The organism is Lentzea terrae (assembly GCF_003265345.1).
GTDB lineage: Bacteria > Actinomycetota > Actinomycetes > Mycobacteriales > Pseudonocardiaceae > Lentzea > Lentzea terrae.
This window is the reverse complement of record NZ_QFWW01000037.1, coordinates 269,920-292,709: the sequence shown is the minus strand read 5'-3', so window position 1 is coordinate 292,709 and position 22,790 is coordinate 269,920. Positions and strand designations below refer to the sequence as shown.

At 68.1% G+C, this 22,790-nt stretch carries 24 protein-coding genes; 17 read left to right on the top strand and 7 right to left on the bottom strand.

All coding sequences use genetic code 11. The features are described from left to right. Nucleotides 1-86 precede the first annotated feature (86 nt). Entirely contained in the window at nt 87-2,099 is a 2,013-nt protein-coding gene (locus DI276_RS46600; protein WP_198681322.1) for a PhoX family protein, read from the bottom strand. 127 nt (nt 2,100-2,226) lie between these two features. Here DI276_RS46600 and DI276_RS46595 point away from each other — a divergent pair, with 127 nt between their 5' ends. Then, nucleotides 2,227-2,856, top strand: a complete 630-nt coding sequence (locus tag DI276_RS46595) for an HAD family hydrolase (RefSeq protein ID WP_112276274.1) — start codon at nt 2,227-2,229, stop codon at nt 2,854-2,856. On the opposite strand, the gene DI276_RS46590 is transcribed toward DI276_RS46595, so the two are convergent. Next, nucleotides 2,805-3,380, bottom strand: a complete 576-nt coding sequence (locus DI276_RS46590) for a hypothetical protein (protein ID WP_112276272.1) — start codon at nt 3,378-3,380, stop codon at nt 2,805-2,807. The genes DI276_RS46595 and DI276_RS46590 overlap by 52 nt on opposite strands. A 100-nt stretch (nt 3,381-3,480) precedes the next feature. On the opposite strand from DI276_RS46590, the gene DI276_RS46585 reads away from it, so the two are divergent. The 3 genes from DI276_RS46585 (at nt 3,481) to DI276_RS46575 (ending at nt 5,868) form a co-directional block, all read left to right on the top strand. Beyond that, nucleotides 3,481-4,374, top strand: coding sequence for a DNA-processing protein DprA (locus DI276_RS46585; RefSeq protein WP_112276380.1), 894 nt, complete (start codon nt 3,481-3,483; stop codon nt 4,372-4,374). A 79-nt stretch (nt 4,375-4,453) separates the two neighbouring features. Continuing rightward, entirely contained in the window at nt 4,454-5,068 is a 615-nt protein-coding gene (locus tag DI276_RS46580) for a ComF family protein (RefSeq protein WP_112276270.1), read from the top strand. Nucleotides 5,069-5,133: 65 nt separating this feature from the next. Further along, nucleotides 5,134-5,868 (top strand): SDR family NAD(P)-dependent oxidoreductase, encoded by a 735-nt coding sequence (locus tag DI276_RS46575; protein ID WP_112276378.1) that lies wholly within the window; start codon nt 5,134-5,136, stop codon nt 5,866-5,868. Between the two features lie 43 nt (nt 5,869-5,911). On the opposite strand, the gene DI276_RS46570 is transcribed toward DI276_RS46575, so the two are convergent. Beyond that, on the bottom strand, nt 5,912-6,994 hold the full coding sequence (locus DI276_RS46570; RefSeq protein ID WP_112276268.1) for an inositol-3-phosphate synthase: 1,083 nt from the start codon (nt 6,992-6,994) through the stop codon (nt 5,912-5,914). A 30-nt stretch (nt 6,995-7,024) separates the two neighbouring features. Further along, a complete protein-coding gene (locus tag DI276_RS46565) occupies nt 7,025-7,561 on the bottom strand; it encodes a PadR family transcriptional regulator (RefSeq protein ID WP_112276267.1) in 537 nt (178 codons plus the stop codon). A gap of 164 nt (nt 7,562-7,725) precedes the next feature. On the opposite strand from DI276_RS46565, the gene DI276_RS46560 reads away from it, so the two are divergent. From DI276_RS46560 to DI276_RS46545, 3 genes are all read left to right on the top strand, one after another. Beyond that, on the top strand, nt 7,726-8,124 hold the full coding sequence (locus DI276_RS46560; RefSeq protein WP_157985376.1) for a DUF5318 domain-containing protein: 399 nt from the start codon (nt 7,726-7,728) through the stop codon (nt 8,122-8,124). A gap of 479 nt (nt 8,125-8,603) precedes the next feature. Continuing rightward, a complete protein-coding gene (locus DI276_RS46550) occupies nt 8,604-10,979 on the top strand; it encodes a transglycosylase domain-containing protein (RefSeq protein ID WP_112276263.1) in 2,376 nt (791 codons plus the stop codon). A gap of 103 nt (nt 10,980-11,082) precedes the next feature. Continuing rightward, entirely contained in the window at nt 11,083-12,666 is a 1,584-nt protein-coding gene (locus tag DI276_RS46545) for a glycosyltransferase family 87 protein (RefSeq protein WP_112276261.1), read from the top strand. On the opposite strand, the gene DI276_RS46540 is transcribed toward DI276_RS46545, so the two are convergent. Beyond that, nucleotides 12,587-13,966 carry a glycosyltransferase family 87 protein gene (locus tag DI276_RS46540; RefSeq protein WP_232837386.1) on the bottom strand — a complete coding sequence of 460 codons (1,380 nt, stop codon included), beginning with the start codon at nt 13,964-13,966 and terminating at the stop codon, nt 12,587-12,589. The two genes, DI276_RS46545 and DI276_RS46540, sit on opposite strands and share 80 nt — an antisense overlap. Before the next feature lie 23 nt (nt 13,967-13,989). Beyond that, nucleotides 13,990-14,760, bottom strand: a complete 771-nt coding sequence (locus tag DI276_RS46535) for a deoxyribonuclease IV (protein WP_112276374.1) — start codon at nt 14,758-14,760, stop codon at nt 13,990-13,992. 134 nt (nt 14,761-14,894) lie between these two features. Here DI276_RS46535 and DI276_RS46530 point away from each other — a divergent pair, with 134 nt between their 5' ends. The 6 genes from DI276_RS46530 (at nt 14,895) to dnaB (ending at nt 20,203) form a co-directional block, all read left to right on the top strand. Next, nucleotides 14,895-15,827, top strand: a complete 933-nt coding sequence (locus DI276_RS46530) for a hypothetical protein (RefSeq protein ID WP_112276257.1) — start codon at nt 14,895-14,897, stop codon at nt 15,825-15,827. A 101-nt stretch (nt 15,828-15,928) separates the two neighbouring features. Then, nucleotides 15,929-16,237: a 30S ribosomal protein S6 gene (gene rpsF, locus DI276_RS46525; RefSeq protein WP_112276372.1), complete on the top strand. Its 309-nt coding sequence runs from the start codon at nt 15,929-15,931 to the stop codon at nt 16,235-16,237. Between the two features lie 29 nt (nt 16,238-16,266). Continuing rightward, a complete protein-coding gene (locus tag DI276_RS46520) occupies nt 16,267-16,767 on the top strand; it encodes a single-stranded DNA-binding protein (RefSeq protein ID WP_112276255.1) in 501 nt (166 codons plus the stop codon). Between the two features lie 58 nt (nt 16,768-16,825). Further along, the gene (rpsR, locus tag DI276_RS46515; protein ID WP_030480165.1) at nt 16,826-17,065 is read left to right on the top strand and encodes a 30S ribosomal protein S18; all 240 of its coding nucleotides are present in this window, start codon (nt 16,826-16,828) and stop codon (nt 17,063-17,065) included. 18 nt (nt 17,066-17,083) lie between these two features. Next, nucleotides 17,084-17,542, top strand: a complete 459-nt coding sequence (gene rplI, locus DI276_RS46510) for a 50S ribosomal protein L9 (protein ID WP_112276253.1) — start codon at nt 17,084-17,086, stop codon at nt 17,540-17,542. A gap of 633 nt (nt 17,543-18,175) precedes the next feature. Continuing rightward, nucleotides 18,176-20,203 (top strand): replicative DNA helicase, encoded by a 2,028-nt coding sequence (gene dnaB / locus DI276_RS46505; protein ID WP_198681329.1) that lies wholly within the window; start codon nt 18,176-18,178, stop codon nt 20,201-20,203. 129 nt (nt 20,204-20,332) lie between these two features. Here the strand turns inward: dnaB and DI276_RS51680 are convergent, their stop codons facing one another. Continuing rightward, nucleotides 20,333-20,509 carry a hypothetical protein gene (locus tag DI276_RS51680; protein WP_198681321.1) on the bottom strand — a complete coding sequence of 59 codons (177 nt, stop codon included), beginning with the start codon at nt 20,507-20,509 and terminating at the stop codon, nt 20,333-20,335. A gap of 55 nt (nt 20,510-20,564) precedes the next feature. On the opposite strand from DI276_RS51680, the gene DI276_RS46500 reads away from it, so the two are divergent. The 4 genes from DI276_RS46500 to DI276_RS46485 are packed head-to-tail and all read left to right on the top strand — an operon-like array spanning nt 20,565 to nt 22,719. Continuing rightward, nucleotides 20,565-21,155 (top strand): GNAT family N-acetyltransferase, encoded by a 591-nt coding sequence (locus DI276_RS46500; protein ID WP_198681320.1) that lies wholly within the window; start codon nt 20,565-20,567, stop codon nt 21,153-21,155. Further along, a complete protein-coding gene (locus DI276_RS46495; RefSeq protein WP_112276249.1) occupies nt 21,152-21,613 on the top strand; it encodes a GNAT family N-acetyltransferase in 462 nt (153 codons plus the stop codon). Before DI276_RS46500 ends, DI276_RS46495 begins: the two co-directional genes overlap by 4 nt. Further along, the gene (locus DI276_RS46490) at nt 21,604-22,353 is read left to right on the top strand and encodes an MBL fold metallo-hydrolase (protein WP_112276247.1); all 750 of its coding nucleotides are present in this window, start codon (nt 21,604-21,606) and stop codon (nt 22,351-22,353) included. Before DI276_RS46495 ends, DI276_RS46490 begins: the two co-directional genes overlap by 10 nt. A 9-nt stretch (nt 22,354-22,362) precedes the next feature. Next, nucleotides 22,363-22,719, top strand: coding sequence for a nucleotidyl cyclase domain-containing protein (locus tag DI276_RS46485; RefSeq protein WP_112276245.1), 357 nt, complete (start codon nt 22,363-22,365; stop codon nt 22,717-22,719). Nucleotides 22,720-22,790: the final 71 nt, after the last annotated feature.

Below are 22,790 nucleotides of genomic sequence, written 5' to 3'. Positions count from 1 at the left end.
AGAGCCCAACGAGATCGCTTGCCGTCCAGCAGGTGAACGGCAAGCGAACTCGTACTACGCCCGAACGATCACGGCACGCAGCGTGATCAACCGATTTCACCCAGCTGACGACGGCCCTTGCGCCACACCGCGACGACCGACGGACGCGGCCGCGACGTGCCCCGGTCCGGCCAGTTGGAGACGGGCTTGTCGGCACTCGCGCCGTCCACCTCACCGGGGTGCTGGACGCACACCGTGATCACCCGCTCGCCGATCACCGGCCCGCACGTCTCGCCACCGCGCGGCACCGTGAGGAACAGCTTGAGGTGACCGCGTTCCGGTCCTTCGAGCGGCACGCCGTAGAGACCGTCGTTGAGCCCGTCCAGCTTGCCGTCGGCGTCCGTGGAGATCCACAGGTTGCCGTGCCGGTCGAACGCCACGTTGTCCGGACTGGAGATCGGGCTGACCTGCGACTTGTCGTAGCCGCCGAAGTACGTGTTCGGGTCGTCCGGGAAGCCGCACACCAGGAACAGGCCCCAGTTGAACGTCAGCGCGAGCGCGTCGCCCCGGCGTTCGGCCAGCTCCAGCACCTGGCCGTGCCGGTTGTTCACGCGCGGGTTCGGCTCGGTCGCGCCTTCCTTGCCGGGGGTGACGCCGCGCTCGACGTTGTTGCTGAGGGCGCAGTAGACCGTGCCGGTGCGCGGGTGGCACTCGATGTCCTCCGGGCGGTCCATCTTGGTCGCCCCGACCTTGTCCGCCGCGATGCGCGTGAAGACGTACACCTCTTCCGCGGACATTCCGGGCACGAAGGACTTCTTGCCCGCTGCCAACGGGATCCACTCGCCGGTGCCGTCGAACTTGCCGTCGCTGGGCAGCTTTCCGGTGCCGTCGATCTCGCTCGCGGGGCTGTCGCCCTTGAACCGCGCGACGTAGAGCGTGCCGTCGTCGAGCAGCGTCATGTTGTGCCGGCGCGCCGCCTTGCTGTTGCCGCGCTTGACCTTGCCGTTCGAGATGAACTTGTAGATGTACTCGAACCGCTCGTCGTCACCGGAGTACGCGACCACCCGGCCGTCGTCGGCGATCCGCACGTTCGCGGTCTCGTGCTTGAACCGGCCGAGCGCCGTGTGCTTGACCGGCGTCGAGTCCGGGTCGTTGGGGTCGAGCTCGATGATCCAGCCGAACCTGTTGACCTCGTTGGGTTCCTGCGCGAGGTCCCAGCGCTTGTCGAAGCGCTCCCACTTGCGCGTGGTCGCGGTGCCGGTGACGCCGTAGCGGGCCAGCCTCGGGTCGTTGCGGCCGGCGGCGTTGGCGAAGTACTGGTTGAAGTTCTCCTCGCCGGACAGGATCGTGCCCCACGGCGTGACGCCGCCGGAGCAGTTGTTGATCGTGCCGAGCACCCGCGTCCCGGTGGGGTCGACCGACGTCTTGAGCAGGTCGCTGCCCGCGGCCGGACCGCGCACCTCGAACGGCGTGTGCAGCGTGATCCGGCGGTTGTACTTGCTGAAGCGCGGCTTGTAGTGACCGGAGAACAGCGAACGCTTGATCATGAACACCGAGAGGCCGTGCGCGGCCCAGGCGATCTCGACCTGTTCCCTGGTGGGGTTGGCCGGGTCGTAGCCGCGGAACATGAACGGCTCGCTGGTGTACTCGTGGTTGGTGACCATGATCCCGGTCAGCTCCAACGGGTCCAGCGGCAGGATCGCGGCGAAGTCGCAGTTGAAGCCGAACTGCTTGGCCTGCTTCGCCGCGGTCTGGGCGTCGAAGTCGAACTCGGGCACACCGGGGAACAGCGGGTCGCCCCAGCGGATCACGATCCCCTGCTCGTACCCCTCGGGGACGACGACCTCGTCCTTGGTGTTGACCTCGACGGGCTTGAAGTCGAGTCCCCTGGTCGGGCGGCCGTGGGACTCGGGTGCGGCGGCGGCCGGCACCGAGGCGGTGGCGGCGGTGGCGGCGACCACGGCACCGGCCTTGAGCGCGGTGCGGCGGCTGATCAGGTCACCGAAGTAGGGGTTGCCGGAGGTGTTCGGGACGTCGTGGAAGCACGCGTCCCCGCAGCGGTACTCGCAAGTCACCGCTGCTCTGCCGATCCGGTGGTTGACGAGCGGCAGGCGGATCATGGTGGTGGCCTCCTACGGTCGGTGCGGGAACCGGAACCGACCGTAGTTCAGCCGTTGTTAACCGCCTAGCTGCTCCCTCGCAATCCAGACTTCCGTCGGTACGTGCGCCACGAGGTACGGTGCCGGCGTGGAAGCGGTGATCTTCGACCTCGACGGCGTGCTGATCGACTCCGAGCAGGTGTGGGACGAGGTGCGCCAGTCCTTCGCCTCGGCGCACGGTGGCGTCTGGACCGCTACCGCCACTCGTGACATGCAGGGCATGTCGACGCCCGAGTGGGGCGCCTACCTGGTGTCGTCGGTCGGTGTCCGGCTCACGCCTGCCGAGGCTTCCGCCGGGGTGATCGCCGAGATGGAGAAGGCGTACGCGGCGCACCTGCCGGTGATTCCCGGCGCGGTCGAGGCGGTTCGCTCCGCGGCTTCGCGTTTTCCGGTCGCGATCGCGTCGTCGGCGCCGGCCGTGCTGATCAAGGTGTTCCTCGACGTGACCGGGTTGCCGGTGCCCGTCGCGGTGTCGTCGGAGGAGTGCGCCGCCGGCAAACCTTCGCCGGACGTCTACCTGCTTGCGGCATCACGGCTCGGCGTTTCCCCGGCTTCTTGTTATGCCGTCGAGGATTCGACGAACGGGCTGCGTGCGGCTCTGGCGGCGGGCATGACCGTGCTCGCGGTGCCGAACCCGCACTTCCCGCCCGCCGAGGACGTGCTGGCTCAGGTGCGGGTGCTGCCGTCGATCTCGGACCTGCCAGGCGCGCTGACATAACTGGTCGCGGCCATGCCGATCGCGATGCAAGTGCAGGCGATGACGCCCTTCGGCCAGTAGATGTGGCTGTCGAGGAACAGGTAGCTGCCGATCAGCAGGAAAGCAGCTCCTGGAATCGCCTTGAGCCGGTACTTGATCAGCGCACACACCGCGATCGCCGCACTGGCCGCGAAGAAACACCACGCGCCGACGTGCCCGAGCTGGTTGCCGATCTTGAAGACGGGCGCGGCGGCCTCACGAGCGTTGTTGAGCGTCATCGCGCCGCCACCGATGCCGGCGAGCGCGTCGAGTGCGCCGTAGAAGACCGCGTAGCCGAAGGTGACGAGCCTGGCCGGGTAGCGGACGTACGCCGGGGTGTCTTCGAGCAGAACCCATTGCGCGGCACCGAGGAGCGGGAAGACCACCGCCAGGATGATGTGCATGTCGCGCCACCACTGGGCGGTGGTCGCGTCCAGGTGGTGCGGGTGGGTCAGGCCGATGCCGGCGAGGACCAGGCCGGGGAGGGCGACGATCAGCGTGCGCACCGCGCGAACCTAACGTTGATCACTGGTTCTCCAGCTAGACTCGCCCACTTTCAGGCGATTCGGCCCAGCGTGTCGAACCTGTGTTCGATAGGATGTGACCGTGGTGAACCGGCGCGAACAGGCGGCGCTGCTGCTCGCACTCCGCGACAGCGAGCGCGGCTGGGCCGACGTCACGAACGCCGTGGAAGAAGCAGGCTCCGCCCTCGCAGCGCTGGAGGCACTGCTCACGCCAGACCAGCCCACGCTGGACCACGTCACTCTTGACGTGAGCAGCAGGCTGGAGCTGGTCGAGAAGGAGATCGAGTCGTGGGCTGACGAGGGAATCCACCTGGTCACCGTGCTCGACGAGCAGTACCCGGTCCAGCTGCTCATGGTCCACCAGCGCCCGCCTTTCCTGACCTGCAAGGGATTTCTGGAGCCTGCCGACCAGTTCGGGGTCGCCGTCGTCGGCAGCAGGCACGCGACCGCGCGGGGTCTTCACATCACCCGCGAAATCGCGACCACGCTGACCAAGCACGACATCACGGTCTTCAGCGGTCTGGCAGCCGGCATCGACACGGCAGCGCATCGAGCTGTGGTGGATGCCGGCGGCCGAACGGTGTCCGTGGTCGGCACGGGACTGCGCCGTTGCTACCCGGTGGAGAACGCGGACCTGCAGCGGGAGATCGCCAGGACGGGGGCGGTGGTCTCGCAGTTCTGGCCGGACGCCGGCCCCGCGAAGCACCACTTCCCGATGCGCAACGCCGTGATGAGCGGCTGCAGTGTCGCGACCGTCGTCGTGGAGGCGGGTGAGCACAGCGGCACCCGGATCCAGGCACGGCTCGCGCTGGAGCACGGCCGGCACGTCTTCCTGCTGCCCGAGGTCGTGTCGGGCACGACATGGGGCAGCGAGATGGCGGAGCGGCCGAACACGACTGTCCTCGAAGGTCCCGACCACCTGCTGCGCGTGCTGGACGAGCTGCGCGCCGGAGTTCCGGACCTGATCGACCTCTGACGTGAGCCCTGGCAGCCGAATTCTCGACAGCTACCGCAACTTTCTGGTTCCGCCACCTGCTCGGGGCCCGAACGTGTGCATGACGTGCCGACGCCCTACCGACGGTTTCGCCCGGTGCTGGCAGTGCAACCGGCACCACCGGGAGTTCGGAGCTGAGCTGGCCGATGATGTCGTGTCGATCTCGTTGGCGCCGAAGGAGAAACAGCTCGCCCGCGTCCTCTCCCAGTACAAGAACAGCCAGTCCGAGCACGTGAAGAGGAAGTTCACCAACGAGCTCGCTTGCGTTCTCGCGGCTTTTCTGGCCCAGCACCACCCCTGCCTCAACGAGTTCGACGTCGTGACGGTCGTGCCCAGCTCGCAGGGTCGGACGCCGCCACTCGTCGACGTTCTCGGCAGACGGATCAGCCTGACCCGCGGGCGGTTCGCCGAGACGCTCGTCACTCGGTCCAGCAACACCCGCGAGATGCGGCCAGATCACTACGAAGTCATCGTCGACGTCCGGGGCAAGAGCGTTCTGCTGATCGACGACACGTGGACCACCGGAGCGAGCCTCCAGTCGGCCGCAGTGGCGTTGAATCGGGCGGGCGCTGCCCGTGTGGTCGGCCTGGTCATCGGCAGGCACCTCGACGAACCTGCACCCGCGACTGCGATCCCGTTCGAATGGACGGTCTGCAGCCTCTGTCAGCAAGGCTGATGCTGAGCGCCAGAACAGGGCACGGTGTCTCCCGGTTGACGCAGACTGTCCCTAGCGTGGCGCTCATGACGCAACGAGTTGCTGTGGTCACCGGCACGGCGCAGGGCATGGGGCTGCGGATCGCGGACGTGCTGCGCGAGGACGGGTTCGCCGTCGTCGGGTTCGACCTGCAGGAGAGCAAGGACGGCATCGTCGGCAACGTCGCGAGTGCGGCGGACGTCCAGCGGCTGACGGACCACGTGATGGACACCCACGGGCGGGTGGACGTGCTGGTGAACAACGCCGGGATCGCCGGCATCGTGCCGTTCGAGGAGACCACGCTCGAGCAGTGGGAGCGGATCATGGCGGTCAACCTGACCGGGCCGTTCCTGCTCACCCAGGCGCTGGGCAAGATCATGCTCCAGCAAGGCAGCGGGTGCGTCGTCAACATCGCGAGTGTCGCCGGGCTGCAGGGTGTGGCTGACCGGGCCGCTTACAACACCACGAAACACGGACTCGTCGGAATGACGCGCACGCTCGCCGTCGAGTGGGGCGGGCGGGGGATCAGGGTCAACGCCGTGTGTCCCGGCTGGGTCAAGACCGAGATGGACGTCGAGTCGCAGGCCGGCGGTTACTACGTCGACGAGGACATCACCGACCACGTGCCCATGGCGCGGTTCGCCGCCCCGGACGACATCGCGCAGGCCGTGCGGTTCCTGGCCGGCGACAACGCGCGGTACATCAACGGGGTGGCGCTGCCGGTCGACGGCGGGTGGACCGCGGACGGCAGCTGGCAGAAGCTCAGGCTCTCGAAGCGCTGAGGAAAGGGCCGCCCCCGACCAGCGGGGCGGCCCTTTCACCAAGTCACTCGCCGCGGATGAAGGCCTCGACGGCCGCGTGGGCCTCGGGGTCCGAGTACTGCACGGGCGGTGACTTCATGAAGTACGACGACGCCGAGAGGATCGGGCCGCCGATGCCGCGGTCCAGGGCGATCTTCGCCGCGCGGACCGCGTCGATGATGATGCCCGCGGAGTTCGGGGAGTCCCAGACCTCGAGCTTGTACTCGAGGTTCAGCGGCACGTCGCCGAACGCGCGGCCCTCCAGGCGGACGTAGGCCCACTTGCGGTCGTCGAGCCACGCCACGTAGTCCGACGGGCCGATGTGGACGTTGTCCTTGCCGATGTCGCGGGACAGCTGCGACGTCACGGACTGGGTCTTGGAGACCTTCTTGGACTCCAGGCGCTCCAGCTCCTTCATGTTCAGGAAGTCCATGTTGCCGCCCACGTTCAGCTGCATGGTGCGGTCGAGCTGGACGCCCCGGTCCTCGAAGAGCTTGGCCAGCACGCGGTGCGTGATGGTGGCGCCGACCTGGGACTTGATGTCGTCACCGACGATCGGCACGCCGGCCGCGCGGAACTTCTCCGCCCACTCCGGGTCCGACGCGATGAAGACCGGCAGCGCGTTGACGAACGCCACACCGGCGTCGATGGCGCACTGCGCGTAGAAGCGGTCGGCCTCTTCCGAACCCACCGGCAGGTACGAGACCAGCACGTCGACCTCGGCCTCGCGCAACGCGGCGACGACGTCGACCGGCTCGAAGTCGGACTCCTCGATCGTCTCCCGGTAGAAGCGACCGAGACCGTCGTAGGTGTGCCCGCGCTGGACGACGACGCCCAGCGGCGGCACGTCCGCGATCTTGATCGTGTTGTTCTCGCTGGCCAAGATCGCCTCGGCGAGGTCGACACCGACCTTCTTGGCGTCGACGTCGAACGCTGCGACGAACTCGACGTCGCGCACGTGGTAGTCACCGAACTGCACGTGCATCAGGCCGGGCACACGGGTGCTCGGGTCGGCGTCACGGTAGTAGTGAACGCCCTGCACCAACGACGCCGCGCAGTTGCCAACCCCGACGATGGCCACTCGAACGGTGCGGCGGTTTCCGCCCATTGCCGAGTCCTCCTTGATCAACGATGAGTACTACTCGTCCTGCTCGGACTGTTCGTGCGCGATGAGCTCGTTGAGCCACCGCACCTCGCGCTCCGTGCTTTCCAGGCCCTGCCTGTGCAGCTCACGGGTGTAGCGGTCGATCTGCTCACCCGTGCGCGTGAGTCGCTCGCGGAGCCCTTCCCTGCGTTCCTCGACACACCGCCGGCGGCCTTCCAGGATGCGCATCCTGATGTCGGCCGGCGTGCGCGAGAAGAACGCCAGATGGACTCCGAACGAGTCGTCGTCCCAGGTCTGCGGGCCCGCGTTGGCCAGGAGGTCGGCGAACCGCTCCTTGCCTTCCGGGGTCAGCTTGTAGACCTTGCGAGCCCGACGTCCCCAAGAAAGAGCCGGTTCCTCCGGTCCTTCCTCCACGATCAGGCCCGCACGTTGGAGTCGCCGCAATGTTGGGTACAGCGATCCGTAGGAGAACGCGCGAAACGCTCCGAGCAGGTCGTGCAAGCGCTTGCGCAGCTCGTAGCCGTGCATGGGCGCCTCGTGCAGCAGGCCGAGCAGCGCGAACTCGAACACGAGTCACCTCCTCGCACCTGCACCGATAGGTGAGGTGATTATATCGCCGCGATACATCGTTCGCCCCTCTTCACTGTGGGATGTGGCACACCGTCATATCGCGCCGGACCTCGCTGCCCTGAACGGCCCATCATCGGAAAGCGGTCGGCACGTACTCTGGTCACGTGTTGACCCAACGGCAGGTGGTGGACTACTCGCTGCAGCGGCGTGCGCTGCTGGCGGAGGTCTACTCCGGCCGCACGGGCACCATGGAGGTCTGCGACGCGTCCCCGTACCTGCTGCGAGCTGCGAAGTTCCACGGTACGGCGACGGAAGTGCCATGCCCGGTGTGCCGGAAGGAACCGCTCACGAACGTGTCGTGGGTCTACGGTGACGAGCTGAAGCACGCGACCGGCTCGGCGCGGACACCTGAAGAACTCGTGAAGATGGCAACCCTCTTCGACGAGTTCACCGTGTACGTCGTTGAAGTTTGTCGCACGTGCAGTTGGAACCACCTGGTGCAGTCATACGTCCTGGGGAAGCGTGGGCTGGAAAAGCCACGTCGGAGGACTGCGGCGGAATGACGCTCCGGTGACACTGCTCCGAACGAAGTACGACCACCGAACCGCGTGCTGATGCACGCCGGTCTGGGAGGCCTTTTCACGTGAACGACCAGCATGATGACCGGCAGCGCGGAGGCGAGCCGCAGTGGCCGACCGGGGACGACCCGGACGGCGGCGGCACGAGACGTGATGTCCCGAATCAGCCACGACCGGGCACCCCGCCCGGTGGTTTCGCGCGCCCTCCCCAGGGTGGCACGCCACCCGGTGGATTCCCACAGCAGCAGCCCCCACGCCGCCCGAACGGACCAGGCGGTCCGCAGGGTGCGCCCGGTGGACCGCAGGGCGGCCCTGGCCGCCCGGTGAACGGTCCCGGCGGCCCGCAGGGTGGTCCAGGTGGGCCCGGGGGCCGTCCCCCGACGCCTCCCGGCGGCATGCCGATGGCCCCGCCTCCCGGTGGGCGTCGTCCCGGTGGCCCGCAGGGCGGCCCCGGCCGTCCTGGCGTGCCCCCACGCCCCGGTGAGGAGCGGACCACGCAGCTGCCTCCGGTCAACCGGCCGACGCAGCGCGAGCCCGACCTGCTGACGCACCGCGAGCCCGACGACGAGTTCCTGCTCGCCGGCGGCGTCGTCGACGACGATTACGACGACGAGTACTACGACGACGAGCCGGAGCTCACCGAAGAGGAGGAGCGTCGTCTGCGCAAGAAGAAGATCTGGAAGCGCGTCCGGATCGGTGCGTTCGTCGCGCTCGGTCTGATGATCCTCGGTCCGGTGATCGCGGTCGCCGTCGCGTACCCGCTCGTCGAATGGCCGAAGCCGGACCAGATCGCGGCCGGCCAGAACAAGACGATCACGCTGCAGTACTCCGACGGCCAGGAGATGACCAAGATCACCTCGCCCGGTGAGAACCGGACGATGCTGACGTACGAGGAGATCCCGGAGACCGTCAAGCACGCAGTGCTGGCTGCGGAGGACGCGGACTTCTACGACAACCCCGGCTTCGACGCCAAGGCCATCCTCCGCGCGGTCTGGTTCCAGGTGACCAACAGCGGCACCGGTGGTGGTTCCGGTCTGACGCAGCAGTACATCAAGAAGGCCACCGGCAACGAAGAGGCGACTTACACCCGTAAGTTCACCGAGGTCGTCAAGGCCTTCAAGATGAGCAACGAGTCGGACCACAACGCGATCCTCACCGCGTACCTCAACACGGTGTACTTCGGTCGTGGTGCGAACGGCTTCAAGGCAGCGGCGCAGGTGTACTACAAGAAGGAGATGAAGGACCTCACTCCTTCCGAGGCCGCACTGATCGCCGCGATGATCCAGACGCCCTCCTGGTCCGAGGACAAGGAGCACTCGCAGAAGCAGTGGAAGTACGTCATGGGTCAGATGCTCCAGAAGGGCTGGATCAAGCAGGACTACTACGACGCGCAGCAGTGGCCGCAGCCGAAGTCGTTCGCCGAGACGCAGCCGAAGTCGCTGGAGGGCCCGCGCGGCCTGATCGTCGACCAGGTCCAGGAGGCCCTGGAGGCCGAGCAGACCGGCGTCTCGTTCGAGCAGGCGCAGAAGACCGGCGTCACCATCCAGACGACGATCGACCCGAAGATGCAGGACGCGGCCGAGCAGGCCGTGGACGAGATCATGATCAAGGGCGCGCAGCCGAAGGAGTTGAGGACGTCGCTGACGGCCATCGACCCGACCTCGGGCGCGGTGCGCGCCTACTGGGGCGGCAGAGAGGGCCGCGGCTCCTTCGACTACGCGAAGGGCACGCTGCAGGAACCCGGCTCGTCGTTCAAGCCGTTCGACCTGGTCGCGGCGCTGCAGGACGGCAAGGGTCTCGGCACGACCTACGACGGCACGTCGCCGCGCAGGTTCCCCGGCGTCCCGAACCCGATCAAGAACTCCAGCAACGACAACTCGTGCGGCAAGGAGTGCCCGGTCCGCGAGGCCATGATCAAGTCGTTGAACACCGTGTTCTACGACATGGTCGTGAACGACGTCGGCGTGCCGAAGACGGTCAAGGCCGCCCACCAGGCGGGCATCCCGAACGAGGTCAACATCGGCCAGGGCCCGAAGAAGCTGCTGGTCGGTGAGAACGGCGGCACCCCGAACGGTGGTATCTCGCTCGGTGGTGACCAGGCCGTGGTCCGTCCGTTCGACATGGCGTCGGCGTACGCGACGTTCGCCGCACGCGGTGTCTACCGCGCGCCGTTCTTCATCCTGAAGATCACCGGCCCGGACGGCAGCGTTCTCTACCAGCACGTGGACAAGCCGATCTCGGCGTTCGACCCGGACCAGAAGAAGAGCGAGGACATCGCCGACAACGTCACCGACGTGCTCAAGGAGATCCCCAAGAACTCCAGGTCGACCATCTGTGCGGGTGGCCGAGAGTGCGCCGGCAAGACCGGTACCCACGAACTGTCGGAGAGCGTCGGCCAGGGTGCCGGCCTCAACTCGAAGGCGTGGATGGTCGGCTACACGCCGTCCATCTCGGTCTCCGTGTGGGTCGGCCGCGACGAGGGAAACCTGCCCATCCGAGACAAGACCGGTGCCAACATCTTTGGTTCCGGTGTGCCGGGCCAGATCTGGCAGGCGTTCATGAACAAGGCGCTGGCCGGCACGCAGATGGAGAAGTTCCCGAAGGCCAAGCCGCTCGGCCAGTACAACCCGCCGAAGAAGTCGAGCGCGCCGCCGTCGAGCGCGCCGCCGGCCTCCGAGCCGAACAGGCCGACCGACAACAGGCCGACCCAGACGAGGACGTCGGACCCGAACGAGCCCTGCACGGGCCTCATCTGCCCCAACCCCACGACGACGGGCAACACGAAGCCGACCACGACGAAACCGGGACCGGGTGACATCCGAGATCCCGGGGGAGGTTAGTACCCCGCGTTAGCCGAGGGCCTGGTGCACATCGCACCAGGTCCTTTGCTTTGGTCGGGGATGTTGACCACGGCGAAACGGTCTTGGCCGTAACATCCGCGACGTGCCCAGCAGCCCTGCCGAGCCTCAAGCAGAGGACACCGACTCGCTCACGCACGAGGAGCGGGTCGCCCCCACCTGGACCGAGTCGCTCGCCCGCACCCTGAGCAGACCCTTCGGCGGTCCGCTCGGCGAGCACGCTCTGGTCGGCAGGCACTGGTTCTGGACGGCGCTGCGGGTGATCCTGCTGCTCGCCGTGCTGACGCTGCTGGCCGGATGGGTGCAGAAGTCGCCGTGCATCCAGCAGTACGTCGACGACAAGGGCCAGGTGCAGCTGGACTGGCGGGGCAGCAAGCAGTTCACCGCGCTCTGCTACTCCGACACCGTGCCGCTCTACACCGCGGAACGGCTCGACCAGCCCGGTTCCTTCCCGTACATCACGTCGTGGAAGGACGACGAGGGCAAGCCGACCGAGCACATCCGGTACATGGAGTACCCCGTGGTCACCGGCATCTTCCAGTGGATCAACGCGCGGGTGGCGCAAGGGCTCGTGGCGTTGGTGCCCGGCCTGCCGATGACGGTCATCGTGTACTTCAACGTCACGGCGTTCTGGCTGGCCGTGGCGTGGCTCGTCACCGTGTTCTCGGTGGCCCGGATCGCACGCAGGCGGATGTGGGATGCCGCGATCGCCGCGGTGTCACCGTTGGTCATCGTCCACGCGTTCACCAACTTCGACACCATCGCGACGGCGTTCGCCACGGCCGGTCTGCTGGCGTGGGCGCGGAAGAAGCCCGCGCTCGCCGGCGTGCTGATCGGCCTGGGCGGCGCGGCGAAGCTCTATCCGTTGTTCCTGCTCGGGCCGCTGCTCCTGCTGTGCTGGCGTTCTGACCGGTTGAAGGCGGGGCTCACCACCACCGCGTCGGCCATCGGGGCGTGGGCGCTCGTCAACGCGCCCATCGCGTTGAACCCGGCCTCGGCGACGGGGTGGAAGGAGTTCTTCCGCCTCAACAGCGAGCGCAACGCCGACCCGGACACGATCTACAACGTGCTGGTGCAGTGGACCGGCTGGCAGGGCTTCGACCCCGGGCTGACGCAGGGGCAGCCGCCGACCGTGCTCAACACGGTGAGCGCGGTGCTGTTCCTCGCCTGCTGCGCCGGTATCGCGTACGTGGCTTTGTCCGCGCCGACCCGGCCGCGGCTCGCGCAGCTCGGGTTCCTCGTCGTGGCGGCGTTCCTGCTGACGAACAAGGTGTGGAGCCCGCAGTACTCGCTGTGGCTGGTGCCGCTGGCGGTGCTCGCGTTGCCGCGCTGGAAGCTGCTGCTCGCCTGGATGACGGTCGACGCGCTCGTGTGGGTGCCGCGGATGTACTTCTACCTCGGCACGGAGAACAAGGGCCTGCCGATCGACTGGTTCCTCGGCGCCGTGCTGCTGCGCGATGCGGCCGTCATCGGGCTGTGCGTGCTCATCCTGAAGGAGATCTACCACCCGGAGCGCGACCTGGTGCGCATCGCGGGCGATCAGGACCCGTTGGCGGGCGTCCTGGAGGACGCGCCGGACCGGCGGATCGTCACGCCTGCACGGGGCGAGCCGTTGCACCGGCTGCGCTCGGACGAGGCTGATCGTCCTCGGTCACATCACGCGAGTTGAGGAACACCACGAACAGCGCGACCAGCAGCGCGGCCCTGCCCCACACGCCGATCGTCACGGCCTGAGCGGAGAGGCTGTCGTAGATCCCGTACGGGCCGTCGTTCTCGATCGCCCAGTACCAGCGGAAGATCCCGATGCCCATCGCCAGGTCGACCAGGAAGTACGCGAACGCCCACATGAGCCGCACGCGCAGCAGCACGAGGAACGGCACCAGCCACAGCGTGTACTGCGGCGAGTGGACCTTGTGCAGCAGCATGAACCCGCACAGCATCGCGCCCGACACCGCGATCCACGGGTAGGTGCCTTCGCGCCGGAACCGCAGCAGGCCGTAGCCCGCGGCGACCGCGAACGAGACCAGGATCAGGACCGGCGAGAGGACACCGACCAGGGACTGCAGGTCGTCGTCGCCGATGAACGGCCGCAGACCCCAGTACCAGATCGAGTTCGTGGTGATGTCGACCCTGCGCAGCTGCTGGAACTCGAACGACGCGAGCCAGCCTTCGAAGCCGGCGACCGCGAACGGCAGGTTGACCAGCACGACCGTGATGATCGATGCGAGGCCGACCTGCACCGCGCCGCGGATGTCGATCTTCTTGCCCTCCGGCAGCTCCTGACCGCGCCAGCCGCCGGTGCCCACGAAGAGCATCAGGGGCAGCACGAAGGCAGCCGGGTAGACCTTGAACGCGAACCCGAGGCCCAGCAGGACGGACGCGACCGTCGCGCGTTCGACCAGTGGCCGGTTCCAGCGGTGCACCACGTAGACCGCGGCCACCGAGCACAGCACGACCGGCAGGTCCCAGTTGTGGAACGCGTAGAGGATGAGCGGCGGCCCGATCGCCCACAGGAGCGCGCGCCAGCGGGCGAGCTTGCCCAGCAACCAGCCCGTGAGCAGGCCGAACGGCGCCATCAGCAGCGACGAGAAGAGCAGGTACTCCGCGTCGTTGTGCGCGAAGATCGCGCCGGCCCAGATCAGCAGGCCGGAGAGCACCGGGTACTCGACGGTGCCGCCGACGAGGTACCCCTTGTCGTTGATGGCGCCGTCGACGTACGGGAAGACGTGCCGGTCGACGTCGCGCCCGATCCAGAGATGCTGGATGTCGGAGTAGCAGACCTCTTGCTTGTTGCGCTCCGCGTAGTCGGGCTCCGTGCGGCCCCACTGGTCGAACGCCGGACCGGTGCAGCGGTCCTTGTTGATGAAGCCCAGCAGCAGCGTGAGCCCGCACAGCAGCACGAGGACGACAGCGGCGGGCCTGCCGAAGCGGTTCACGAAACGCCCTGATTCGCCTCGTTCGGGCGTCACGCTCACCACCTCGTGCACCGATTTCACCGGCCGGCGTGGTCGCGCAGGTAGGCGATGTCGGCGGCCTGGCCCTCGTCCGGTGTCTCGACGACGACGGGGCATCCGGCGCTGGCCGCGACGGCCACCAGCTGATCCGCGTCGATGGTGCCGGTCTTGATGTTGTCGTGCCGGTCGCGCGAGGAGCCGAACTCGTCGCGCGAGCTGTTGAGGTGCACGAGGTCGATGCGTCCGGTGATCGCTTTCACCCGATCGACGATGCCGACCAGGTCCTCGCCGGCGGCGAACGCGTGGCAGGTGTCGAGGCAGAAGCCCGCGCCGAACTCGCCGACCGCGTCCCAGAGCAGCTTGAGGGAGTCGAAGGTGCGGGCCATGGCGTTGTCGCCGCCCGCGGTGTTCTCGATCAGGATCGGGACCGCGAAGCCGCCCTCGGCGACCTGCCGCTCGAAGAACTTGCGCCAGTTCGCGAAGCCCTCCGCCGGGTCCTCGCCCTTCGTGACGTGCCCGCCGTGCACGATCAGGCCCTTGGCGCCCACGGTCGCGGCGGCCTCCGCGTGCTGGATCACGTTCTTCCTGGACGGAATCCGGATCTTGTTGTTCAGCGACGCGATGTTGATCATGTACGGGGCGTGGATGAACACCTCGAGATCGGAGGCGAGCAGGGCCTCCGTCTGCGGGTGAGGTTTGGGTTTCTTCCAGCCCTGGGGATCCGAGAGGAAGAACTGGACGACCTCGGCCCCGCGTTCGGCCGCGGCGTCAACCGGGTCGTCGTCGCGGACATGAGCCCCGATGCGCATGAACACGAGGGTAGTCGGAGTCCATAACGCCACCGCAGCCGCCGCCGATAGGAGTAATTGGCAAAACTGGGGATGGCCTGCGTCACGAACAGGACATACGGTCGTTACTACTAGGGAGTAGGAAAGGAGTTCACATGCGACTGCTGAGCGTCACCGCCGCGACGCTGCTGGCGCTGGTCTCCGCCTCAGTGGGCGCGGTTCCGGCCACCGCGGCAGAGCCCATCGTCGTGGGCAGTTGTGCCACGAGCGTGCAGGGCACGCCGGGAACTCCCGTCTCGCTCAGTCCGAACGCAGTGCTCCAGCCCGTGACGGACCTCGTGCGCGCCGTGCCGTTGCTCGGCCCGCCGCTCGTCGAGCCGTTCAAGCAGGCGTTCTCCCAGCTCAAGCCCATTCCGATCGGTGCGGTGCAGGCCGGTACGACGACCATCAGCGGTGCCACGATCGCGAACGCCGTGATGGCGGAGCTGCAGAAGCTGCCGTTGCTCGGCCCGATCCTCGGGACGCTCGACAAGACCGTGCGCGCGACGCTGACCAGTGGCTGCGGCGTGGTCGTCACGGGCGTGAACCAGGTCGCGGCACCCGTGCAGGACGGCAGCAAGGCGGTCGCGGACGCCTCCCAGCAGGCGGTCGGCGGGATTCAGGCCCCGAAGCCGCCGGCCGGACAGCCTCAGCCGCAGCCCGGCACGCCTCCTGGCCAGCAGCCGGGTGTGACTCCCGGCACACCGGGAGCGCCGCAGGGCATCGCAGGCAACCGCGACTTCGCGCTCTACTCGTTCGGTTCGAACTTCGGCCGCGTGCCGCTGTTCACCTACGGCTCGCTGCCGTTCGCGATGCCCGGCCTCTACTCGCCGTCGCCCGGCGTGCGGTACGGCTCGCAGGTTCCCCGCGCCTCCAACGGAAACGGCGTCGACGGCGACCCGGTGCAGGCGGCCGGTCGCGCGACGGCACTGCCGAGGCTCGGCGGTCCCGGTGGCGTGGGCGCCCCGGTGCTGGTCGCGGTGCTGCTGCTGGCCTGCGTGACGGGTGCGCTGGTGCGGACCTGGGTGCTCCGCCGCACCCCTGCGTAGTCGCCGGACGCGCTCTGTTAACCTTCTTCAGTTGCTGACGCGACGACCCTCCTGCCACGGAAAGCCCGTGGCCGCGAGTCCACAGGAGGTGAGTGGTCCTCATGCGTCATTACGAAGTGATGGTCATCCTCGACCCCAGCCTTGACGAGCGCACGATCGCGCCGTCTCTCGACACGTTCCTCAACGTCATCCGCACCACGGGCGGCAACGTTGAGAAGGTCGAGGTGTGGGGCAAGCGCCGGTTGAGCTTCGAGATCAACAAGAACAGCGAGGGCATCTACGCGGTGCTCGACCTGACCTCGACGCCTGACGCGGTGAAGGAACTGGACCGCCAGCTCGGTCTGCAGGAGACGGTGCTCCGGACGAAGGTCCTGCGCCGCGAGCCCGCCAAGTCGGCCGTCAAGGCCTGACGAACCTCGATTAGGGGAGCTCCCAAGACATGGCTGGTGAGACGACGATCACGGTGGTCGGGAACCTGACTGCCGACCCGGAACTCCGCTTCACCCAGAGCGGTGCCGCGGTGGCCTCCTTCACGGTGGCCTCCACGCCCCGCACCTTCGACCGCCAGTCCGGCGAGTGGAAGGACGGCGAAGCGCTGTTCCTGCGGTGCAACGTGTGGCGGCAGGTCGCCGAGAACGTGGCCGAGTCGCTCACCCGCGGTTCGCGAGTGCTCGTCACCGGGCGGCTGCGCCAGCGTTCCTTCGAGACGAAGGAAGGCGAGAAGCGCACCGTGGTGGAGCTGGAGGTCGACGAGATCGGCCCCTCGCTGCGCTACGCGACTGCGAAGGTCAACAAGGTCAGCCGTGGAGACGGCGGTGGCGGCGGCTTCGGCGGCGGCGGCCAGCAGTCTCGTAGCGGTGGCGCACCGGCAGACGACCCGTGGGGTTCCGCCCCGCCGGCCGGCTCCTCCGGTGGCTTCGCCGACGAGCCCCCCTTCTAGACCGACTGCACCGGTCATCCAGAACCTGATCACTGCGTATTCCAGGAGTTAGAGACACATGGCCAAGCCGCCTGTGCGCAAGCCCAAGAAGAAGGTCTGCGCCTTCTGCAAGGACAAGAGCGCGTCCCTGATCGACTACAAGGACACGACGCTGCTGCGGAAGTTCATCTCCGACCGCGGCAAGATCCGTGCCCGCCGCGTCACCGGCAACTGCTCGCAGCACCAGCGCGACGTCGCTGTTGCCGTGAAGAACGCCCGTGAGATGGCCCTGCTGCCCTACACCTCGACCGCTCGCTAAGAGAAGGGAACTTTTGCGATGAAGCTCATCCTCACCGCTGACGTTTCCGGCCTTGGCGCGCCCGGCGACATCGTCGAGGTCAAGGACGGCTACGGCCGCAACTACCTGCTCCCGCGCGGCCTCGCGATCGTCGCGACCCGCGGTGCGCAGAAGCAGATCCAGGTCATCCAGCGTGCGCAGGACACCCGCCGCGTGCGCGACCTGGACCACGCCAAGGAGCTCAAGGCCAAGCTCGAGGGCCTGGGCGGCGTGACGCTGACCGCGAAGGCTGCGGCCGGCTCCAACAAGTTGTTCGGCTCGATCACGACCGCCGACGTTGCGGCGGCCGTGAAGAAGTCCACGGGCGGCCTCGTCCTGGACAAGCGCGCCATCGAGCTGCCGGGTCACATCAAGACCACCGGCAAGCACTCGGTCACGGTTCGCCTCCACCCGGAGGTCACCGTTGCCCTGCCGCTCGTTGTCACGTCGGCCGAGTAGAGCCCGCTCCGCAGGACGGGCCAAGGCTGCTCGCCGCTGACGCGGCTTCGCCTTGGCCCTACTCCGGTGTCATTTGCGGGGGCGACCCCGCAGACCCCGCAACTCGAACCGCGTGATGTGACCCCCTCGGGGGCACTTCACGCTGGTTGCGATTGCTGAAGCGCCACCTTCCCGGAATGCTCCGGGTGGGTGGCGCTTTCGCTCGTTCGGACCAGCGCCGTCCTGTCCACGTCCTGTGGATAACCCGTGCGCCATCCCGGCTCGCGACACGCCGAAGAGGCTGTTTTTCGCGACACGCCGAGGGTGTGGCGCACAACTTTTTCCACAACTTGTGCACAGCCTCTGAGCTGCGGTTATTTCTGTCACTCCACCGGTTGTCAACAGGTTGTCCCCAGCGCTTCCGCCCCTGTGCGCAACCATCCACAGGTTGTCCCCCAGTTGTCCACAGGACGATCCACACGCTGGTTTGCTTGCTCCGGACGGGGCCCTCTAGCGTCGCGGCACGGGCGATGGTCATCGCACAGCGTGGCCACCCGGAATTGTCGGTGCCGCGCTGTACAACTAGGGGGCAGGCACCGGCTCTCGACTCTTCGCAGGGGTGATTTGGCAGTGGCGCTGGTGGACGACCGGGGTATGGCGGAACCCGGATTCGAGCGTCAGCCGCCACAGGACCTCGCCGCCGAACAGTCGGTGCTGGGCGGCATGCTGCTGTCCAAGGACGCCATCGCGGACGTCATCGAGGCGCTCGCGCCCAACGACTTCTACCGCCCGGCGCACCAGGCGATCTACGACTGCATCCTCGACCTCTACGGCCGCGGTGAGCCCGCCGACCCGATCACCATCTCGGCCGAGCTCGAACGGCGCGGCGAGCTGCTGCGCGTGGGTGGCGCGCCGTACCTGCACACGTTGATCGCGACGGTGCCGACGGCCGCCAACGCCGGCTACTACGCCGAGATCGTGGCCGAGAAGGCCGTGCTGCGGCGGCTGGTCGAGGCGGGCACGCGCATCGTGCAGCTCGGTTACAACGGTGCAGAGGGCGCGGACGTCGACGAGGTGGTCGACCGCGCGCAGGCGGCGATCTACGAGGTCACCGACCGCCGCACGACCGAGGACTACGTGGCGCTGGAGGACCTGCTCCAGCCGACGATGGACGAGATCGACGCGATCGCTTCGCGCGGCGGCATCTCGCAGGGCATCCCGACCGGGTTCGCCGACCTCGACGAGCTGACGAACGGCCTGCACGGTGGCCAGATGATCATCGTCGCCGCCCGTCCCGGTGTCGGCAAGGCGCTGGCGCTGAACACGCCGCTGCCCACGCCGTCCGGCTGGACCACGATGGGTTCGGTCGCCGTGGGCGACCTCCTGATCGGCGCCGACGGCCGTCCGACGCGCGTGGTCGCCGCGACCGAGGTGATGGCCGGCCGCCCGTGCTTCGAGGTCGAGTTCTCCGACGGCACGGTGATCGTGGCCGACGCCGAGCACCAGTGGCTGACGGAGTCGTGCAGCGAGACCGGTGGCTTCTGGGCGATCCGCACGACGGCGCAGCTGTTCGAGCGCGTCGGCGTGTGCCGCATGTTCGTGCGCATGTCGGCGGCGTGGGAGCTGCCCACGGCCTCGTTGCCGCTGTCGCCGCGCAAGCTGGGCCTGTTCCTGTCGGGCCTCGGCGACCTGGAGCTCACGGACGACGAGCTGCGCGTGGCCAAGGACCTCGACCTGGCCGACGACCCGCACATCCCCGCGACGTACCTGCGCGCGTCCCGCAAGCAGCGCGAAGAGCTGCTGGCCGCGTTGCAGATCGACGGCCGGTTCGCGCGCCTGCGCCGTGACGTCGACGAGCTGATCGCCGGCCTGGGCGGGCACGACCAGGTCGAGATCGTGGCGGTGCGCCCGGTCGCGTCCGTGCCGGTGCGGTGTGTGGAGGTCGACAACCACGACCACCTGTACCTCGCGGGCGAGACGATGATCCCGACCCACAACTCGACGCTGGGCCTCGACTTCGCCCGTTCGGCCTCCATCAAGCACGGCCTCACCAGCGCCATCTTCAGTCTGGAGATGAGCCGCACCGAGATCGTCATGCGCATGCTCTCCGCCGAGGCCCGCATCCGCCTCGGCGACATGCGCGGCGGCAGGATGAGCGACGACGACTGGACCCGCCTCGCCCGCCGGATGAGCGAGATCAGCGAGGCGCCGCTGTTCGTCGACGACAGCCCGAACCTCACGATGATGGAGATCCGAGCCAAGGCCCGCCGCCTCAAGCAGCGGCACGACCTCAGGCTGGTGGTCGTCGACTACCTCCAGCTGATGAGCTCCGGCAAGAAGTCCGAGTCCCGCCAGCAGGAAGTCTCGGAGTTCTCGCGAAACCTGAAGCTGATCGCCAAGGAGCTCCACGTCCCGGTCATCGCGATCTCCCAGCTGAACCGCGGCCCGGAACAGCGCACCGACAAGAAGCCGATGCTCTCCGACCTCCGTGAGTCCGGCTCGCTCGAGCAGGACGCCGACATGGTCATCATGATCAACCGCCCGGACGCCTGGGAACGCGACGACCCGCGCGCCGGCGAGGCCGACCTGATCATCGCCAAGCACCGTGCCGGTCCGACCGCCACCATCACCGTGGCGCACCAGCTGCACTACAGCCGCTTCACCGACCTGGCGCAGGCCTAGCCGTCTGCTGACAGCGGTGCGAGCTGCGGACGGGCGGTGCCACGTCCGGCTGAGTGCAGGCTCATCGGTGCGCCCGTCTCGGTCAGCAGCCGGGCCGCGGCGGCATGCAGGACTGACGCTCGGTGATGGTCAGCTCTTCCCGGAGAATGTTGCGCACCAACGGAAGCACCAACGAGTCGGCAGCAACGCCGGCGCGGTCTCACCGGGGTGGGCGCCCGTGCTGGAGTCGATGCGGTGGACCGGATGGTGCGGGAACTGGGTGAGGACGATCCCGACACCGTCGTCGTGCGGGAGAACCTCATCCACTGGCGGGAGCAAGTTGCTCAGGAACCCGGCCCGGACACAGTGCGATCATGAACGCGTGCCTCTCCTCGTCAGTCCCGCCCGGCCGGCCGGTTCGCTGCAGAGCCGGACGCAACCGCGCATCGAGGTTGACGATCGCCTGGTGCTGCGGCCGTGGCGCGAGAGCGATGCCAAGACGGTGCAGACGGCGTTCGACTGCCCCGCCATCCAGCGCTGGCACGTGAAGCGGATCGACTCGCTGGACGAAGCGCTCGCCTGGATCGCGGGCTGGCAGACGCGCTGGGGCAGCGAGAAGGACGCCAGCTGGGCGATCACCGACGACGATCAGCCGATCGGTCAGGTCGGGCTGCGCGCAATCTCGCTGTTCGAAGGTTCGGCGGAGCTGTCGTACTGGGTCCTGCCCGCTGCGCGCGGAAACGGGGTCGCCGTGCGCGCAGCCCGCTCCCTGACCAAGTGGACCTTCGACGTCCTCGGCCTGCACCGAGTCGTCCTGCAGCACTCGACGGCCAACGCGGCGTCCTGTCGCGTCGCCGCCAAGCTCGGGTTCCCGGTCGAAGGCACCCTGCGCAGCGCCCTGCTCCACGCGGACGGCTGGCACGACGCGCACATGCACGCTCGCCTGCGCACCGACAGCGGTTGGTCCGCATGATCAGGCCGGCGGAGCGCGCGGACATCCCCGCCCTCGTCCGGCTGCGTCTCGCCAACGCCGAACGTCACGTCCAGCTCGCCCCGGACACCTTCCGCCTCCCGGACGTCGAAGCGGTGCGACGGCACTTCGAACAGGTGCTCGGCTTCGCGTTGATCTCCGTCGCCGAGCTCGACGGCGAGGTCGTGGGCATGGTCGAGGTGGTGCCGCTGCCCGAGCCGCCCGACCACCAGATCCTCATCCCGCGCCGTGGTGCCGACGTGCACACCGTGGTGCTGGACGGACACCGCGGCCGGGGTGTCGGTGCGGCTCTCGTGGCGGAGGCCGAACAGATCGCCGCCGCGCACGGAGTCTCGATCTTGTTCGCCGGCATCTTCGCCACGAACGAGGAGGCGGTCGCCTTCTACTCGCGGGCCGGGTTCGGGCCGCGCGGAATCCTGTTGAGCAAGCCGTGCGACTGACGGTGCTCGGCAGTTGCGGCGCCTTCCCGGAACCGGGCAGGGCGTGCAGCGGCTTCGCGGTCGAGGAGTCCGGCTACCGGCTCGCGCTCGACCTGGGCTACGGCACGTTGCCGCGGTTGCTGGACCTGTGGCCCGCCGGTCCGGATGCCGTGGTGATCACGCACGAGCACCCTGATCACTGCGCTGACCTGCACGGCTTGTTCCGCATGCGGCACTACGGGCGGCAGGGACGGCTGCCGTTGTACTGCCCGCCGGGTGTGCTCGACCGCTTGCAGGGCCTGGAGCCGGACGTGTCGTTGCACGAGGTCTTCGACGTGTTCGCGCTGCCGGGCGAGTGGACCGTCGGCCCGTTTCGACTGAGCGGCATCGACCTGCCGCACTTCGTCCCGAACGCGGGTGTTCGCCTCGAAGCAACGAAAGTCCTCGCCTACACCGGCGACACCGGTCCGGCGGAAGCGCTGGCTGAGCTGGGCCAGGACGCCGACCTGTTCATCGTCGAGGCCACCGACCGGCCCGGCGACACCTCTGGCCTGCTGATGACGTCTGCGGCGGCCGGATCGTGGGCGCGCCAAGCCGGTGCCCGACGGCTGATGCTGACCCACTTCTGGCCCGGCAACGACCGGTTCGCCGCCGTGGCCGCGGCCCGCGCGGAGTTCTCCGGAGAGATCTTCGCTGCGAGCGAAGGTGACGTTCACACATTCGGCGCGGCAATGCTGGTCAACCGGCATGACAAGGGCTAAACACGATCTGTGCTGCACGACCCGCTCACGGGCCTGCCCGGACACGCACTGCTGCTCGACCGCCTGGAGCAGTCACTGATCCGCGCCAGAACGCGCGGCACCCTCGTGACCCTGGTGCTGATCACGGCACCGGACTCGGTGCTGGACGCGGCCCGCGCACTGCGGGCGGGCCTGCGGCCGGACTTCACCGTCGCCCGCTACCGCGACACCGTTCTCGCGGTCATCGCCGAACACGACTTCGGTGACGGCTCGCCGATCTCTGCGCTGATCAGGCAGCTGGTCGGGGACAGCCCGCTGATCCACTGGGTGACGAGCGACGGCGACGCGGAACCGGACGACGTGCTCGCCACCGCCGGACAGCACTGAGCCCCGGCGACACCGTCGTGTCGCCGGGGCTCAGCTTCTTACCGGAGGAGGGTGTTACAACCTGCGGGGTG

Bases quoted from the DNA above. Each gene is read 5' to 3' on its own strand.
- DI276_RS46600 (WP_198681322.1), bottom strand. From the start codon at position 2,099: ATGATCCGCCTGCCGCTCGTCAACCACCGGATCGGCAGAGCAGCGGTG.
- DI276_RS46580 (WP_112276270.1), top strand. From the start codon at position 4,454: ATGACGTGCCGACGCCCTACCGACGGTTTCGCCCGGTGCTGGCAGTGC.
- DI276_RS46575 (WP_112276378.1), top strand. From the start codon at position 5,134: ATGACGCAACGAGTTGCTGTGGTCACCGGCACGGCGCAGGGCATGGGG.
- DI276_RS46570 (WP_112276268.1), bottom strand. From the start codon at position 6,994: ATGGGCGGAAACCGCCGCACCGTTCGAGTGGCCATCGTCGGGGTTGGC.
- DI276_RS46535 (WP_112276374.1), bottom strand. From the start codon at position 14,760: ATGCGCATCGGGGCTCATGTCCGCGACGACGACCCGGTTGACGCCGCG.
- DI276_RS46530 (WP_112276257.1), top strand. From the start codon at position 14,895: ATGCGACTGCTGAGCGTCACCGCCGCGACGCTGCTGGCGCTGGTCTCC.
- rpsF (WP_112276372.1), top strand. From the start codon at position 15,929: ATGCGTCATTACGAAGTGATGGTCATCCTCGACCCCAGCCTTGACGAG.
- DI276_RS46520 (WP_112276255.1), top strand. From the start codon at position 16,267: ATGGCTGGTGAGACGACGATCACGGTGGTCGGGAACCTGACTGCCGAC.
- rpsR (WP_030480165.1), top strand. From the start codon at position 16,826: ATGGCCAAGCCGCCTGTGCGCAAGCCCAAGAAGAAGGTCTGCGCCTTC.
- rplI (WP_112276253.1), top strand. From the start codon at position 17,084: ATGAAGCTCATCCTCACCGCTGACGTTTCCGGCCTTGGCGCGCCCGGC.
- dnaB (WP_198681329.1), top strand. From the start codon at position 18,176: ATGGCGGAACCCGGATTCGAGCGTCAGCCGCCACAGGACCTCGCCGCC.
- DI276_RS46495 (WP_112276249.1), top strand. From the start codon at position 21,152: ATGATCAGGCCGGCGGAGCGCGCGGACATCCCCGCCCTCGTCCGGCTG.